This is a genomic window from Rhizobium anhuiense bv. trifolii, assembly GCF_024346605.1.
GTDB classification, from domain to species: Bacteria; Pseudomonadota; Alphaproteobacteria; order Rhizobiales; family Rhizobiaceae; genus Rhizobium; species Rhizobium anhuiense.
Window position 1 is genome coordinate 562,718 of sequence record NZ_CP098804.1, and the last position, 16,154, is coordinate 578,871.

Here is a 16,154-nt window from a genome sequence, read left to right on the forward strand (position 1 = left end):
CCGTTCTCCGCGATTCATGGTTCGAGCCGTCACTACCGCAATGCGTTGCGGGCGAGTGCATGCTCCACGCCGTCCTCGATGTGGACGGTCAGGACCTGCTTCGCCATCTGCTGGTCCCGCCTCAAGGCAGCATCCAGAAGCTGCTGGTGTTCCTTAGCCGCGATTTCGCCGCGATAGGACAATGCGACCATCTGATAGCGCAGATATTTGTCGAACACGACGGAATGCATTTCCATCAGAAGCTTCGACCCGCAGGCGGAGATCAGCGCCTGATGGAATTCCCAATCATATCGCTTCCAGTCTTCCGCCTGGCCGGTATCGCCGGTGGCCATCACCCGCTCCATGCGCGACAGCTTGTAGTGAGCGGAAACCAAGCGGGCTTCCCATTCCACGTCGCCGTATTCGAAGGACTGTTCGAGCGCGTGGGTTTCCAGCAGCAGACGAAGCGCCGCAATCTCCCTGAGATCGGTGGCCGACACGGGCGAAACCTCGAAGCCGCGCTGCCCTTCGGCAACCACCAGGCCTTCGGACGAGAGCCGGTTCAGAATTTCCCGCAGGGTGCTGACGCTGGTTTCGTATGTTTCTTTGAGGCTTTCCAGTTTCAGCTTCTGCGCCGGCGCCAGGCGGCCGAATATGATATCCGCACGAATGCGCCGGTAGCTGCTTTCCGCGACGGTTTCATTGGTTGTATTCAGCAACTTCGATTCTTCTCTGACATTTTTTCGATCCTCCTATATAATTGGCTATTCTCGTCACATTCAATCGCGCGTGAATGCCTGCGGAAACTAATTTTTCTCATAGGATCGCGGTAACGCGAGTTATTTACATTTTCGGCAATCCTTCCGGCCGCATCAGCTTCTTCAGGGCGGCAATACGGAAGATGGCGTTCGGTGCGCCGTAGCCGCGATAGTTCCGCCGCTCGACGATCTCGAAGAAGAAGCCCTCGCCATAGGTGCCGCTGTAAAGCTGGAAATATTCGCCGTGTTCGTCGCGGTCGTAGAGAATGTTTTCCGCCTTCAGCCGCTCGGTCAGCTCGGGGTCCAGGCCGAAGCGGGCTTCGACATCACCATAATAGTTCGGCGAGATGTGCAGCGGCCGGAAGCCGTTTTTGCGAAGTGCTTCGGCGGTGGCGAAGATATCATCGGTATCGAAAGCGAGATGCTGGATGCCCGATCCGAATGTTTCCGCGATGAAATGCCCGGCGAGTGTCCGGCGGTTTTCCGCGCCGTTCAGGGTGATGCGCAGCGAACCCGATGCGTTCTCGACCACCTGGCTGCGGACCACGCCGGCCGGATCGATAATATCGACCATCGGCGTTTTATGGGTCTCGAAGATCGAACTATAGAAAAGCAGCCAGGTCAGCATTTCGTCATAGGCCACGGTCTGGGCGACGTGGTCGATCCTGAGCAGATGCGCAGGCACAATTTCAGCTTCGTCTTCGACGGGCATGAAGTCGATTTCGGAGAAGCGGCCGAGATCGCTTTGGTCATCAAGCAGATAGATCAATCCACCGCCGACACCGCGTATCGCCGGGATTTCGACTTCACCGGCGGCGACCGGCTGGCTGAATGGCTCGGCGTCAAGCGCCACGGCCCGCGCGAAAGCCTGTTTCGCATCGTCCACGATCAGCGCCATCGCATAGGCCGAGGTGCCGTGGACGGCAAACGACGCGTTGGTGAAACCCTTTTCCTCGGTATTGACGATGAGGCGGATGTCGCCCTGCTGGAAAATGCTGACTTTCTTCGAACGATGCGCCGCCGTCTTGCGGAAGCCGAGCGTGCGCAGGATCCCGATGAGGTCGGCAGCATCTTCCTCGTCGGTGGAGAATTCCACGAAACCGACGCCCCTGACCGTCGCCCGGTCCGGCATGGAGGCAACACTGAGAGTTTCCGTGCCGGGAGCTCGGCGTACCTGGTCGCCGAGATAAATCAGCGAGCGATGGCCGTCTGCCGCGATCGAGCGCGCCTGCCCGCCGCGGAACTGGTCGTTGAAGATTTCCAGCGAGAAATAGCCGTCATAACCGGTCGCGGCGACGGCGGCAGTAAAGGCCGTGACCGGCAGGTCGCCTTCGCCCGGCATATTGCGGAAATGCCGGCTCCAGTAGAGCAGGTCCATGTCGATCAACGGCGCATCGGCGAGTTGCACGATGAAGATCTTGTCCTTCGGGATGGAGCGGATCGAATTGATGTCGATCTTCCGTGACAGCGTGTGAAAGCTGTCGAGGATCAGGCCGACATTCGGATGGTCGGCCCGCCGGACGATCTCCCACGCGTCGCGATGGTCGTTGACATGGCGGCCCCAGGCGAGCGCTTCGTAACCGATCCTCAGGCCGCGCTTCGCCGCCCGCTCTCCGAGGTCGTAAAAATCCGCCGCAGCGCGATCGACGCCGCCGAGGGAGACCGGCGAGACGTTGGAGCAGACCAGCACAAGATCGGTGCCGAGTTCCTGCATCACATCGAACTTGCGCTCCGCCCTGTCGAAGGTTCTCTGCCGGTGGGAGGCCGGCATGCCCTCGAAATCGCGGAAAGGTTGGAACAGGGTGATTTCCAGCCCGTGATCGCGCACCATCTTTCCCACATCGGCAGGACTGCCATCGAAGGCTAGGAAGTCGTTCTCGAAGATTTCGACACCGCCGAAACCGGCCTTGGCGATTGCCTCCAATTTTTCGGGCAGCTCGCCGCTGATTGAAACCGTCGCTATCGAAGTCTTCATCCCAGTCTTCCTCCTTTTTGGAAAGCCGTTTCCACACCTGCTGGTGCAGATTGATTTCATAATTTAAGCCTAGATTTCCATGTCGAAATCGATTTTATCATATATTATCGAAAAACTCTGTTGATTTAAAGATGCTCCCATGGCAGTTTTGCATTGTCGTCAGCAAACGGAGTGCTGACAGGGTCCCCATGGGATCATGAGAGGAGGAGCACGAAATGTTCGAATTGAAAGTGAAGCGCCGTCACGCGTTGTTTGGAGCGGCAGCGCTTGTGGCCGCGTTTTCCATGGCGCAGCCCGCTGCCGCCGTCACGCCCGCCGAGATCAAGGCAAAGGGCAAGCTGGTCGTCGGTATCCAGGGCGACAACCCGCCGTGGGGCTTCGTCACCAGCGCCGGCAAGCAGGATGGCCTCGACGCCGACATCGCGACGCTGTTCGCCAAGGAGCTCGGCGTTGAAGTTGAATTCGTCCCGCTCGAAGTCAATAACCGCATTCCGGCGCTGACCACGGGCCGCGTCGACGTGCTCTTCGCGACCATGGCCATGCTGCCCGATCGCGCCAAGGCCGTGCAGTTCAGCAAGCCTTACGCTGCCAATGCGATCGTGTTGATCGGTCCGAAGGACAAGTCGATCAAGACCAATGAAGATATGGCTAATCTGACGATCGGCGTCGCCAAGGGCGCAGCCCAGGACACCCAGGTCACCAAGAACGCGCCGGCGACGGCAACCATCCGCCGTTACGACGGTGATGCGCCGAGCATCCAGGCTCTCGCATCCGGCCAGGTCGAGGCTCTGGGGGGCAATATTTTCTATATGGACCGCGTGGAGAAAGCCGTTCCCGGCAAGTTCGAGAACAAGCTCGAATTCCAGAAGCTCTACAACGGCGCCTGCACCCGTCTCGGCGAGAAAGAGCTCAACGCCGAGCTGAACACCTTCATCGACAAGATCAAGGCCAATGGCGAACTCAAGAAGGTCTACGACAAGTGGATGAAGGTCCCGGTTCCCGAATTCCCGGCGAGCCTGGAAGGCATTCCGTTTACCGTGAACTGATCCGCGGTTCTCGGCCGCACTGACCACTTGCAAGGCGGCATCCGCACGACGCGATGCCTGCGCCGGTGCTGTGCAATGCACGGTACCGGTGCACCTGGAGCTTGAAAATGAGCAACACGATCTTTGTCCTGAACGGGCCGAATCTCAACCTTCTCGGCGAGCGCGAACCTTCGGTCTACGGCACGACCACACTTGCCGACATCCGGGACCGGTGCCATGCCAAGGCCGGCGCGCTCGGTTTTGTCGTGGATTTTCGACAGACCAATTTCGAGGGCGAACTGGTCGAGTCCGTGCATCAGGCGCGCAAGGACGCCTGTGGCATCATCATCAATCCCGCCGGATACACCTTCACGTCGGTCGCCCTGCTGGATGCGCTGAAGACATTCGATGGGCCGAAGATCGAGCTCCATATCTCGAACGTGCATGCCCGCGAAAGCATTTATCACAATTCGCTGATCTCCCGCACCGCGACCGGCATCATGATCGGCTTCGGCGCCCGAGGCTACGAGTTGGCCATCGAGGCGATGGCCGGAATGGCGAGGGTATCCTGATCTCCAGGGAAGAACCATGAACTACACATTGGATTTCACCCCCGTTATCGATGGCCTGCCCGATCTCCTGGCCGCCTGTCTCGGCACCTTCCTGCTTGCCATCTCAGGCATGATCCTGGCGATCATCATCGGCATCGGCGGCGTGGTGCTCCGCCAGTCCCGTTTCAAGCCGGTCCGCTGGCTGGTGATCGCTTTCATCGAGATCATCCGCAACACGCCGTTCCTGGTGCAGATCTTCTTCATCTATTTCGCCCTGCCGCTGGCAGGCGTGCGGCTGGATCCGACGCCGACGGCAATCATAGCGCTCGGCATCAATGGCGGTGCCTACGCGATTGAGATCATTCGCGGCGGCGTGCAGTCGATCTCCAAAGGACAGGTGGAGGCAGGGCTGGCGCTCGGCCTGCACAAGGCCCAGGTCTTCCGCCTGATCGTCCTGAAGCCGGCGCTTCGGGCAATCTTCCCGTCGCTGACCAGCCAGTTCGTGCTGCTGACGCTGTCCACCAGCATCGCGTCGGCGATCTCGGCCTATGAGCTGACCTCCGTCTCCCAGCGGATCGAGTCCGACAGTTTCCGCAGCTTCGAGGTCTATTTCACCGTGACGGCGTTCTACCTCGTCATTTCCTGGCTGATGATGCGTCTCTTCGCGTTCTTCTCGGCCCGCTACTTCAGCTATCCGGTCAAGTGAGGGCGCTTCATGGGTCGCGATGAATTTTTCTTCCTGCTCCTGGGCCTGAAATGGACGGTCGCCCTGTCGGCCGTCGGGTTCGTCTGCGGCGGCATAGCTGGGCTCGGCATAGCGCTGGCGAGGACGTCGGGCATCCGGTGGATCGAGCGGATCACCGCCGGCTACATCGCCGTCTTCCAGGGCACGCCCCTGCTGATGCAGCTCTTCGTCGTTTACTATGGCCTGGCTCTCATCGGCATCAGGCTCGACGCCTGGGCCGCTGTTTCCGTCGGGTTGACGCTGCATGCAAGCGCCTATCTCGGCGAGATCTGGCGCGGCTCGATCGAGGCGGTTCCGCGCGGCCAGACGGAGGCGGCCAAGGCGCTTGCCCTCAGCTATGTCTGGCGGATGAAGAATGTCATCCTGCCGCAGGCGCTGCGCATCTCGCTTCCGGCAACGATCGGCTTCCTCGTCCAGCTCATCAAGGGCACATCGCTTGCGTCGATCGTCGGTTTCACGGAGCTGACCCGTGCCGGCAACATCGTTTCCAACCAGATCTTCCAGCCGCTGACGGTCTTTGCCGTGGTCGGCGCCCTGTACTTCCTGATGTGCTGCCCCCTGACGATCTACGGCGCGCGTCTCGAGCGCAGGTTTGCGGCATCGGCGCGGTAGGCAACGGTCATGACGCGCAAGCCTCCCACAATTTCTGAAGACGGAGTTTATCGATGAGCGACCGCTCGACTACGGCAAATGCCGCTGAGATGATGATTACGATGGCGGGCGTCGAGAAGTGGTATGGCGCCTTCCAGGCGCTTCACAACATCGACATCTCGGTGCGTAAAGGCGAGAAGATCGTCCTGTGCGGACCATCCGGCAGCGGCAAGTCGACGCTGATCCGCTGCATCAATCACCTGGAGACATACGAGAAGGGTGAAATCCGCGTCGGCGGCATCCTTCTCGGGCATCAGTCGAAGACGATCGATGCGGTGCGCCGTGAGGTGGGCATGGTCTTCCAGCAGTTCAATCTCTTTCCGCACCTGACAGTGCTGCAGAACTGCATGCTGGCGCCGATGAAGGCGCTCAGGCTCGGCAAGGCGGAAGCCGAGGCGAGAGCCCGGCAGTTGCTTGAGCGTGTTAAGATTTCCGAGCAGGCGGAGAAATATCCCGCCCAGCTTTCCGGCGGCCAGCAGCAGCGTGTCGCAATCGCCCGGGCGCTTTGCATGCGACCCAAGGTGATGCTCTTCGACGAGCCGACATCGGCGCTCGATCCGGAAATGGTCAAGGAAGTGCTGGACACGATGATCGACCTCGCCAGGGAAGGCATGACGATGATCTGCGTCACCCATGAAATGGGTTTTGCCCGTCAGGTCGCCGACCGCGTCATCTTCATGGCGAGCGGGGCGATCGTCGAGGAGGCGTCGCCGGTCGAGTTCTTTTCCAACCCGAAACACGAGCGCACGCGGAAATTCCTGGGCGAAATCCTCGGCAGGCACTGAGGTGTCGCGGATCTCAGCGCAATGCCTGCCGGCGCCGCGTCATGTCGCGCCGCCCTCACGAAAACAGCCTTTGCCCAGCCGGTTGGCCGGCCGGGCGTTCGAAGCCGCCCAAGGTGCTCCCATGCCGCAGCCAAAGCGAAATCCAGAAGGTTCAAGCCGATGATCAGCGGCACCACGAAGCTCATCGCGCATCTCGGCTATCCCACGCATTCGTTCAAGGCCCCGCTGATCTACAATCCCTATTTTGAAAAGAACGACATCGATGCGGTCGTGGTCCCGATGGGATGCCGGCCGGAAGACTATCCGGCGTTCCTGAAACTGGTCTTCCGGCTTTCCAACATCCACGGCGCGCTCGTGACCATGCCGCACAAGATTTCCACCATGGCCTTGCTCGGCGAAGTCTCGAAGAGCGCCCAGGTGGCCGGCGCCTGCAACGCGGTGCGGCTCGGCCCAAACGGCACGCTGATCGGCGATATGTTCGACGGCGAAGGCTTCGTGCGCGGCGTGCTGCGCCGCGGCCGCCAAGTCCGCGGCAGCCGGGCGATGATGATCGGCGCGGGCGGCGTCGGCTCGGCGATCGCCGCCTCGCTCGCGCAGGCAGAGATTGCCGAACTCGCGCTCTATGACGCCCATGTGCCGATGATGAACGGCCTGGCCGACCGGCTCCGTCTCCACTATCCCACTCTCAAGGTAACGACCGGTTCGGCCGATCCCGCCGGCTACGATATCGTCGTCAATGCGACGCCGCTCGGGATGAACGACAACGACCCCCTGCCGCTTGACGTGTCGCGCATCTCGCCCTCCGCATTCGTGGGGGAGGTGGTGCTGAAGCAGGAGATAACGCCCTTCCTGGCCGCGGTGCGGGCGCGCGGTTGTGAATTCCAGGTGGGGGTCGACATGCTGTTCGAGCAGATCCCCGCCTATCTCGAGTTTTTCGGCTTTCCGACGACCACCGCAGAAGAACTTCGGGCGATCGCCAAGGTGTGAGGCGGTCTGCCCTTAAGCAAGGAGCGAATTTCGTGTCCCAGAAAATTGTGCTGATGGGAGCAGGGCTGATCGGGCGGGAGCATGCCGCGCTGCTGCGCGCCAATCCCCGCGTCGAACTGGTCGGCGTCGCCGACGTTTCCGAGGCGGCGAAAGCCGTTTCCGACGAGTTCGGCGCGCGGTTTTTCACCGACATGGGCGAAATGCTCGATCGCATGAGACCGGACGGCGCCATCATCGCCCTGCCGAACGCCCTGCACGTGGAAGCGGCGCTCGCCTGCGTCGAGCGCAATATTCCCTGCCTTGTGGAAAAACCGATCGCCGACTCGCTCGATGCTGCGATGCGGCTCGTCGCGGCCGCCGAGAAGACTGATGTGCCGGTGTTGATCGGCCACCAGCGACGCCACAGTCCCGATATCGCCAAGGCTCGTCAGATCGTGGCCGACGGCATCCTCGGCCGGTTGGTCGCGGTCAACGCCATGTGGATGACGGACAAGCCCGCTGCCTATTTCGACGCGGCATGGCGCCGTGAGCCAGGCGGCGGGCCGCTGCTCATCAACCTCATCCACGACATCGATTGCCTGCGCTTCATCTGCGGCGATATCGACGAGGTCATGGCGTTTACCTCCAACGCCGTTCGATCGTTCGAGGTTGAGGATACGGCGAGCGTCAGCGTCCGCTTCGCAGGCGGCGCCCTCGGGACGCTTCTGATGAGCGACACGGCGGTGTCGCCGTTCAATTGGGATACAGCGGCCGGACAGGCGCTCTATTTCCCGCACCAGCCGGAAAATTCCTACCATCTCGCCGGCACGAAGGCCGCATTGTCGATCCCGTGCATGGATGTCTGGCGACACGAGACCGAAGCCGGCCACTGGCAGCATCCCCTGGTGCGCCAGCACATCACGCTCGACGGCAGCCGCGCTTACGAAAACCAGCTCAACCATTTCGTCGATGTCATCGAAAGCAAGGCCGAGCCGCTCATTTCCGCCCGGGATGGCGCGATGACACTTGCCACCGTGCTGGCAATCGCCCGGGCCGGCCGGGAGAACCGCACCATCGCCGTTTCGGAAATGCTGGCCTGAACCTGCTTCGAGCGCCCGGCGATGACACGGCTCCAAACATGACAAGGACTCGAGCATGAGCACTATCTACGTTCTCAACGGACCGAATCTGAACCTCCTCGGCAAGCGCCAGCCGCATATCTACGGGCATGAGACGCTTGCCGACGTGGAGAGGGATTGCCGCCGGGTGGCGGACGAACTCGGGCACCAGATCCGCTTTCACCAGAGCAATCGCGAATACGAGATTATCGACTGGATCCATGAGGCGCGTGAGGATGGCGCCGGTATCGTCATCAATCCCGCGGCCTTCACCCAAACCTCGGTCGCCATCCTCGATGCGCTCAACGCGTTCGAGCAGCCGGTGATCGAGGTGCACATTTCGAACGTCCATAAACGCGAGAGCTTCCGGCACCATTCCTACGTGTCGCTACGCGCCGACGGCGTTATCGCCGGTCTCGGCACGGAGGGGTACCAGCTGGCGATCCGCCGTATCGCCACGTTGATCAAAATGTCAGGCCCAAGTGCAGTTTAGCGCCTCCAAGTCGCCTGTTTTCTGTTGCGGCATAGGTTGTCGCCGACAGTGTTCGAATGCAGCCTGCGACCAGCCGGCGCTCCCCTGTGGTCGGAGGCGGATCATGCGGAGGTGAGCGCGACGTTGTGTTTGGCTTGCCGCGCCTCCACGCTGTTCAGAGCGCCTTTTGCAATTCCGGCAGGACGTCGAAGAGATCGGCGACCAGTCCGTAGTCGGCGACCTGGAAGATCGGCGCCTCCTCGTCCTTGTTGATGGCGACGATCACCTTACTATCCTTCATCCCGGCCAGATGCTGGATGGCGCCTGATATGCCGCAGGCGATATAGAGCTGCGGCGCCACCACCTTGCCGGTCTGGCCGACCTGCCAGTCGTTCGGCGCATAACCGGCATCGACGGCCGCGCGGCTTGCCCCGACGGCAGCCCCGAGCTTGTCGGCGAGCGGCAGGATGACCTCCCGGAATTTTTCCGCCGAACCCAGCGCCCGGCCGCCTGGAGATGATGATCTTCGCCGAGGTCAGTTCCGGACGGTCGGAGGCCGACAGCGCATCGGCGACGAAGCGCGACAGAGCGGGATCGGAAACCGCTGCAACCGTCTCGATCGGCGCGGAGCCGCCTTCGGCTGCAGAGGCGAAGGAGGCGGTGCGCACGGTGATCACCTTCTTGGCATCGGTTGCCTGCACCGTCTGGATGGCATTGCCGGCATAGATCGGCCGTTTGAAGGTATCGGCAGAGATCACCTCGATGATCTCGGAGACCTGGGCGACATCGAGCAGGGCAGCGACGCGCGGCAGCACATTCTTGCCGACCGACGTCGCAGCCGAGAGGATCGTGTCATAGCTGCCGGCCAGCGAGACGATCAGGTCGGCCAGCGGTTCGGCCAGATTGTTGGCCAGCGCATCGCTTTCGGCCAGCAGCACCTTGGAGACGCCGGCAAGCTTGGCAGCCGCATCGGCAGCAGCCTTTGCGCCCTTGCCGGCGACCAGCACATGCACGTCGCCGCCGATCTTGGTTGCGGCCGTCAACGCCTTGGCGGTCTGGTCGGAGAGGCTTGCATTGTCGTGGTCAGCCAGAAGAAGAATGGTCATGATGAGGGCTCCCTGGTTCTGGCTTAAAGCACGCCGGCTTCGTTCTTGAGCTTGTCGACCAGCTCGGCGACCGACTTGACCTTGACGCCGGCCTTGCGGCCGGACGGCTCCTCGGTCTTCAACACCTTGAGGCGCGGTGTGGTGGAGACGCCGAAATCGGCAGGAGACTTCTTGTCGAGCGGCTTCTTCTTCGCCTTCATGATATTCGGCAGCGAGGCATAACGCGGTTCGTTCAGGCGCAGGTCCGAGGTGACCACTGCCGGCAGCTTGATCTCGATCGTCTGCAGGCCGCCATCGACTTCGCGGGTGACGGTCGCCTTGCCATCGCCGATCTCGATCTTCGAGGCGAAGGTCGCCTGGGCCGAACCAAGCAGTGCCGCCAGCATCTGGCCGGTCTGGTTCGAATCGTCGTCGATCGCCTGCTTGCCGACGATAACAAGGCCGGGCTGTTCGGCATCGGCGACCGCCTTGAGGATCTTGGCAACCGCCAGCGGCTCGACCGCATCGTCGGTCTCGACCAGGATTGCCCGGTCGGCACCCATGGCAAGGGCCGTCCTCAGCGTCTCCTCGGCCTTGGCAGGACCGATCGACACCACGACAACCTCCTCGGCCTTGCCGGCTTCCTTCAGCCGCAGCGCCTCTTCCACCGAGATCTCGTCGAACGGGTTCATCGACATCTTCACATTGGCAAGCTCGACACCCGTGCCATCCGGACGAACCCGGATCTTCACGTTGTAGTCGACAACCCGTTTGACTGGGACGAGTATCTTCATGGGTTTTCCCTATGCAAGCGTATAGGCGGTTTTGACCGAGGTGTAGAATTCCGCGGCATATCGGCCCTGTTCGCGCGGGCCGAAGGACGAGCCCTTGCGGCCGCCGAACGGCACGTGGAAATCGACACCGGCCGTCGGCAGATTGACCATGACCATGCCGGCTTCGGCATTGCGCTTGAAATGCGTCGCATGTTTCAAGCTGGTGGTGGCGATCCCGGAGGAGAGGCCGAAGCTGGTATCATTGGCGACGGCGAGGGCCTCGTCGTAATGCTTCACCCGGATGACGGCGGCGACCGGGCCGAAGATTTCCTCCCGCGCGATCCGCATCTGGTTCGTCGCTTCGGTGAAAAGCGCGGGTTCGAGATAGAAGCCGGGTGTCGCCCGTTCCAGCCTGTTGCCGCCGAAGGCGAGCCTTGCGCCTTCCTGTTGGCCGATATCGATATAGTCGGTGTCCTGCCTCAACTGGCCTTCGTCGACGACGGGACCGATATGCGTGCCGCTCTTCAGAGCATCGTCGACGACAAGCCCCTCAAGACGTCTGGTAAGTGCCGCCACGAAGCGGTCGTGAATGCCTTCCGTCACGATCAGCCGTGAGGATGCCGTGCAACGCTGGCCGGTGGAGAAGAAGGACGAATTGGCGGCCGCCTCGACGGCGACCTCGAGATCGGCATCGTCAAGGACCACGAAGGGGTTCTTGCCGCCCATCTCCAGCTGGAACTTGCGATTATGCTCGATCGACGCGAGCGCGACACGCTTTCCTGTCGCTGCCGACCCGGTAAAGGTCAGGGCGTTGATATCGGGGCTGTCGAGCATCGTCTGGCCGACCACGCTGCCGCGTCCCATGACGAGATTGACGACACCGGCCGGCGCGCCCGCCCGATGAAGGATCTCGACGAGGGACCAGGCCGAGCCCGGCACGAGATCGGCGGGTTTCAGGACGACCGTATTGCCATAGGCAAGGGCAGGCGCGATCTTCCAGGCGGGGATGGCGATCGGAAAGTTCCAGGGCGTGATCACCCCGACGACGCCGACCGGTTCGCGGGTGATGTCGATGCCGACGCCGGGGCGAACCGAGGGCAGCGTTTCTCCCGACAGCCTGAGAACCTCGCCCGCAAAGAAATCGAAGATCTGGCCGGCGCGGGTGACTTCGCCGATTGCCTCGGGCAAGGTCTTGCCTTCCTCGCGGGCCAGCAGGCGTCCGAGCTCCTCCTTGCGCGCCAATATCTCGTCGCCGGTCTTCTTCAGAATGGCATGGCGGATCAGGATCGGCGCTTGGGACCAGGCTGGCAAAGGCGACTTTGCGGCCGCGATGGCAGCCCTGACGTCATCGGCATTGGCGCGGGCAAATTCGCCGACGACGTCATGGGTGTTGGACGGGTTTATGTTCGCCGAAGCGTCGCCGGCAACCCATTCCCCGGCGATCAGGTTCTTGTGCAGCATGGAAATCCCTGCGTTCAGTGCAGCCCGAGATAGGCCTTGCGGACGTCTTGGTTGTCGAGAAGGGCGGCGCTGTCGCCGGAGAGATGAATGCGGCCGTTGACCATGACATAGGCCCGCTGGGAGAGCTTCAAGGCGTGATTGGCATTTTGCTCGACGAGAAATATCGTTTTGCCCATTGCGGCGATTTCCCGCAAAACCTCGAAAACGCGCTTGACGATCAGCGGCGCCAAGCCGAGCGAGGGTTCGTCGAACAGGATCAATTCGGGCCGCGCCATCATGGCGCGGGCGATGGCGAGCATCTGCTGCTCGCCGCCGGACATGGTGCCGGCGGTCTGGTTTCGACGTTCCTTGAGACGCGGGAAGAGCTCGAACATGGTGTTCCTGTCTTCTTCGAAATGGGCCATGCCGATCGGTGTCGTGCCCATCATCATATTCTCCTCGACGGACATCTCCTGGTAGATCTGCCGGCCCTCCGGAACGAGCGCGATGCCACGCCGGGAAATCCTGCTGGTCGGCATATGGGAGATATCTTCGCCACGATGCAGGATCTTGCCCGATGAGGCGCGCGGGGCGCCGAAAATAGAAGAAAGCAGCGTGGTCTTGCCGGCGCCGTTTGCACCGATCAGGCTGACGATCTCACCGGCGGAGATGTGGACGTTTACCGCCTTCAGCGCTTCGACCGCGCCGTAATGAGCATGGACGCCGGCGAATTCGAGAAGCGGTACCTGCGTGTCGGACGATTGGCTCATGCTGGTACCTCTTCTTCGCTGACACCGAGATAAGCGGCGACGACGGCCGGGTCATTGGCGACATGCTCAGGCGTGCCGTCGGAGATCACCTCGCCATGATCGAGCACGACGATGTGGTTCGAAATGCGCATGACGAGGCCCATGTCGTGTTCGATGACGAGAACCGTCTGATCGTGATCGTCACAGAGCCGCTGTATGACTTCCGCCAGATCCAGCGTTTCGGAGGGGTTCAAGCCCGCGGCTGGTTCGTCGAGGCATATGAGGCTCGGGCCCGTGCACATGGCGCGAGCGATCTCGACGCGGCGCTGCCGGCCGTAAGGCAGTTCACCGGCCAGGCGGTTGGCGTCGTCGGCAAGCTTCATCTGCCCGAGCCAGTAATAGGCACGATCGATGGCCTCTCCCTCGGCCTTGCGGAACGCTCCAGTCCGGAAAACACCGCTGAGGATGTTGTTGCGGGTGGTGAGGTGCTGGGCGATCAGAAGGTTCTCGATAACCGACATTTCCTTGAACAGGCGGATGTTCTGGAACGTCCTGGCAATCCCGGCGCGTGTCACGAGGTGCGAGCCGCCGGTAATCGGTTTCGTCACCAACTGGCCGATATCGGTCGGGCCTTCGCGTCCGTTCAGCATGATGCTGCCTTCGCTGGCGCGATAGAAGCCGGTGATGCAGTTGAACATCGTCGTCTTGCCGGCGCCGTTGGGACCGATCAGGGCGGTCACCGCGCCGCGTTCGACCGAGAAGCTGACGTCCCGGTTGGCGACGATGCCGCCGAACCGCATCGTGACATTCTGCACGTCGAGGATAGATCCGTTCATCGTCCCGCCTCCGCCTTGCCCTCAAAGGACAGTTCGTTGCCGATGCCTTCTTTCATCGAGCTCGGAAAGAAGGCCGGGCGCTTGATGCGGACCAGGCCACGCGGTTTCCAGATCATCATCACCACCATCAGAATGCCGAAGACGAGAACGCGGTATTCGGCGAATTCGCGCAGAAGTTCCGGAAGAATGGTGAGAACGAGCGCTGCCGAGATGACGCCGGCCGTCGATCCGAGGCCGCCAAGGACGACGATGGCCAGGATGAGGGCGGATTCGAAGAAGGTGAAGGATGTCGGATTCACGAAGCCCTGCTGTGCGGCAAAGAAGACGCCGGCCAGGCCACCTGTGGAGGCGCCGAGCATGAAGGCCGTGAGCTTTGTGAAGACGTGATTGACGCCGAGCGAACGACAGGCGATCTCATCTTCGCGCAGCGCTTCCCACATGCGGCCGAGAGGGATGACGCGCAGCCGCTCCACGGCGTAGATGACGAAGCAGACGACAAGAAACAGCACGAAATAGAGAAACCAGAACCGGTAGTCCGCGCTGTAGGGGATGCCCAGATATTCATGAATGGGAACGCCGCCCTGTTTGGCGGTACGAGTGAATTCGAGGCCGAGGAAGGTGGGTGCCGGAACCGGAGCGCCGTTCGGCCCGCCGGTGAAATCAAGCCAGTTGTTCAGCACAAGACGAATGATCTCGCCGAATCCGAGCGTGACGATGGCAAGGTAGTCGCCATGCATCTTGAGAACGGGAAAGGCGAGGACCATGCCGAAGAGGCCGGCCAGGAATGGGGCGAGCACCAGAGCGCCCCAGAACCCGATGCCGAGATATTGCGATCCGAGCGCCAGGAGATAGGCGCCGACGGCGTAGAAGGCGACGTAGCCAAGATCGAGCAGGCCAGCAAGCCCGACGACGATGTTGAGCCCCAGGCCGAGCAGGCAATAGATCAGGGCGAGGATCGCGATACCCAGGAGGTATTTGTCGGCAAAAAACGGCAGGCTCAGCCCTGCGAGAAACAGCACGGCAAGGAGCAGCGCCGGCGACCTTTCCTTGCCGGTCATGACGGTCACGCCGGCACCGTTGCCTGCGATGCGCCGGATGAGTTTTCGGCCGGGGCTGCTCATCTGGAACAGCGAGAGTGCTAGACGTCCTGCCGTGACGACGGCAGCCAGCAACACCGCGCGTATCAGTTCGTTGGTGAACGAAAATCCCTCGAGCACCAGTCCCGATATCGGACCGAACAGGATGAGGGAGACCGTAAAGGTGAGGAGCGCTTGCCTGACGAGCGCGCGAAGGCGGTTGGATTCCATGGTTTCTTGCTCCTCTCTCAGACTTTCTGGATTTCCGGCCGGCCAAGCAGGCCATACGGTCGGAAAAACAGGAGGGTGATGAGCAACGCAAAGGCGAAGACGTCCTTGTAGTCGGTGCTGACATAGCCTGCGAACAGAGCCTCGGTCAGGCCGAGGACGATACCGCCGAGCACGGCGCCGGGCAGTGAACCGATCCCGCCGAGCACTGCGGCCGTGAAGGCCTTGATGCCCATGACGAAGCCGATGAAAAAGTTGAAGGAGCCGTAATTGAAGGTGACGAGCGTGCCGCCGACGGCGGCCGTGGCCGCGCCCATGACGAACACGGCCGAAATGATCCGGTCGGTGTTCACCCCCAGTATCGCGGAGATCCGGATATTCTGCTGGGTGGCACGGCATTCGCGGCCGATCCTGGTGTAGTTGATCACATAGGTCAGTATGCCCATGGCGATCAGCGACGCGAACAGGATCACCGTCTGCATATAGGTGATCTGTGCGAAGTGGACATCGCCACCGATGCGAAACGCACCCTGGATGAGTGTCGGCACGCCCTGGTCGCGTGCGCCCTGAGCGATCTGGACATAGCTCTGCAGCATCAAGGAGATGCCGATGGCCGATATCAGCGGAGCAAGCTTGGTCGAGCCGCGAAGCGGCCGATAGGCGACGCGTTCGATCACCCAGCCATAGACGGCCGTGATCGCGCAGCTGATCACCAGCACGGATATCAAGGCGAAGGGAACCGACTGAACGCCGAAATAGCCAAGCACGGCGAGTGTGATGGCGGCGATATAGGCCGATACCATATAGACGTCGCCATGGGCGAAGTTGATCATCCGGATGACGCCGTAGACCATGGTGTATCCGACCGCGATCAGACCGTAGATCGTCCCCAGCGTGATGCCATTGAACAATTGTTGAACCAGGATGTAAAAGTCCATGGTG

16 protein-coding genes and 1 pseudogene are annotated in these 16,154 nt (G+C 61.5%); 8 read left to right on the forward strand and 9 right to left on the reverse strand.

Annotated features, from left to right (window positions below):
* Nucleotides 1-32: 32 nt before the first annotated feature.
* Both NE851_RS34325 and NE851_RS34330 read right to left on the reverse strand, forming a co-directional pair.
* Nucleotides 33-698: a GntR family transcriptional regulator gene (locus tag NE851_RS34325; RefSeq protein ID WP_028757405.1), complete on the reverse strand. Its 666-nt coding sequence runs from the start codon at nt 696-698 to the stop codon at nt 33-35.
* 124 nt (nt 699-822) lie between these two features.
* Nucleotides 823-2,712 (reverse strand): bifunctional sugar phosphate isomerase/epimerase/4-hydroxyphenylpyruvate dioxygenase family protein, encoded by a 1,890-nt coding sequence (locus tag NE851_RS34330; protein WP_047619661.1) that lies wholly within the window; start codon nt 2,710-2,712, stop codon nt 823-825.
* Between the two features lie 215 nt (nt 2,713-2,927).
* Here NE851_RS34330 and NE851_RS34335 point away from each other — a divergent pair, with 215 nt between their 5' ends.
* The 8 genes from NE851_RS34335 to aroQ all read left to right on the forward strand — a co-directional run bounded on the left by NE851_RS34335 (nt 2,928) and on the right by aroQ (nt 9,046).
* Nucleotides 2,928-3,758: a transporter substrate-binding domain-containing protein gene (locus NE851_RS34335; RefSeq protein WP_028755647.1), complete on the forward strand. Its 831-nt coding sequence runs from the start codon at nt 2,928-2,930 to the stop codon at nt 3,756-3,758.
* A 107-nt stretch (nt 3,759-3,865) separates the two neighbouring features.
* The gene (locus NE851_RS34340; protein WP_254962514.1) at nt 3,866-4,309 is read left to right on the forward strand and encodes a type II 3-dehydroquinate dehydratase; all 444 of its coding nucleotides are present in this window, start codon (nt 3,866-3,868) and stop codon (nt 4,307-4,309) included.
* Between the two features lie 16 nt (nt 4,310-4,325).
* Entirely contained in the window at nt 4,326-4,994 is a 669-nt protein-coding gene (locus tag NE851_RS34345) for an amino acid ABC transporter permease (RefSeq protein ID WP_028757714.1), read from the forward strand.
* 9 nt (nt 4,995-5,003) lie between these two features.
* Nucleotides 5,004-5,645 carry an amino acid ABC transporter permease gene (locus NE851_RS34350; protein WP_254962515.1) on the forward strand — a complete coding sequence of 214 codons (642 nt, stop codon included), beginning with the start codon at nt 5,004-5,006 and terminating at the stop codon, nt 5,643-5,645.
* Between the two features lie 92 nt (nt 5,646-5,737).
* Nucleotides 5,738-6,469 (forward strand): amino acid ABC transporter ATP-binding protein, encoded by a 732-nt coding sequence (locus NE851_RS34355; protein WP_049810853.1) that lies wholly within the window; start codon nt 5,738-5,740, stop codon nt 6,467-6,469.
* A 159-nt stretch (nt 6,470-6,628) separates the two neighbouring features.
* Nucleotides 6,629-7,456, forward strand: a complete 828-nt coding sequence (locus NE851_RS34360) for a shikimate dehydrogenase family protein (protein WP_097545034.1) — start codon at nt 6,629-6,631, stop codon at nt 7,454-7,456.
* A 32-nt stretch (nt 7,457-7,488) separates the two neighbouring features.
* Nucleotides 7,489-8,535, forward strand: a complete 1,047-nt coding sequence (locus NE851_RS34365) for a Gfo/Idh/MocA family protein (protein WP_254962516.1) — start codon at nt 7,489-7,491, stop codon at nt 8,533-8,535.
* A gap of 55 nt (nt 8,536-8,590) precedes the next feature.
* A complete protein-coding gene (gene aroQ / locus NE851_RS34370; RefSeq protein ID WP_254962518.1) occupies nt 8,591-9,046 on the forward strand; it encodes a type II 3-dehydroquinate dehydratase in 456 nt (151 codons plus the stop codon).
* A gap of 154 nt (nt 9,047-9,200) precedes the next feature.
* On the opposite strand, the pseudogene NE851_RS34375 reads toward aroQ, so the two are convergent.
* The 7 genes and pseudogenes from NE851_RS34375 to NE851_RS34405 all read right to left on the reverse strand — a co-directional run bounded on the left by NE851_RS34375 (nt 9,201) and on the right by NE851_RS34405 (nt 16,150).
* A pseudogene (locus tag NE851_RS34375) lies at nt 9,201-10,131 on the reverse strand (electron transfer flavoprotein subunit alpha/FixB family protein).
* 23 nt (nt 10,132-10,154) lie between these two features.
* Nucleotides 10,155-10,904, reverse strand: a complete 750-nt coding sequence (locus NE851_RS34380; protein ID WP_168332715.1) for an electron transfer flavoprotein subunit beta/FixA family protein — start codon at nt 10,902-10,904, stop codon at nt 10,155-10,157.
* A gap of 9 nt (nt 10,905-10,913) precedes the next feature.
* Entirely contained in the window at nt 10,914-12,344 is a 1,431-nt protein-coding gene (locus tag NE851_RS34385) for an aldehyde dehydrogenase family protein (protein WP_254962520.1), read from the reverse strand.
* Between the two features lie 14 nt (nt 12,345-12,358).
* Nucleotides 12,359-13,093 carry an ABC transporter ATP-binding protein gene (locus tag NE851_RS34390; protein WP_028755658.1) on the reverse strand — a complete coding sequence of 245 codons (735 nt, stop codon included), beginning with the start codon at nt 13,091-13,093 and terminating at the stop codon, nt 12,359-12,361.
* Nucleotides 13,090-13,908: an ABC transporter ATP-binding protein gene (locus NE851_RS34395; protein ID WP_127431053.1), complete on the reverse strand. Its 819-nt coding sequence runs from the start codon at nt 13,906-13,908 to the stop codon at nt 13,090-13,092. The genes NE851_RS34390 and NE851_RS34395 overlap by 4 nt, the downstream gene beginning before the upstream one ends.
* Entirely contained in the window at nt 13,905-15,215 is a 1,311-nt protein-coding gene (livM, locus tag NE851_RS34400) for a high-affinity branched-chain amino acid ABC transporter permease LivM (RefSeq protein ID WP_127431054.1), read from the reverse strand. The genes NE851_RS34395 and livM overlap by 4 nt, the downstream gene beginning before the upstream one ends.
* A 17-nt stretch (nt 15,216-15,232) precedes the next feature.
* Complete coding sequence (locus NE851_RS34405) at nt 15,233-16,150, reverse strand: ABC transporter permease subunit (protein WP_127431055.1); 918 nt, start codon at nt 16,148-16,150, stop codon at nt 15,233-15,235.
* Between the last annotated feature and the right edge of the window lie 4 nt (nt 16,151-16,154).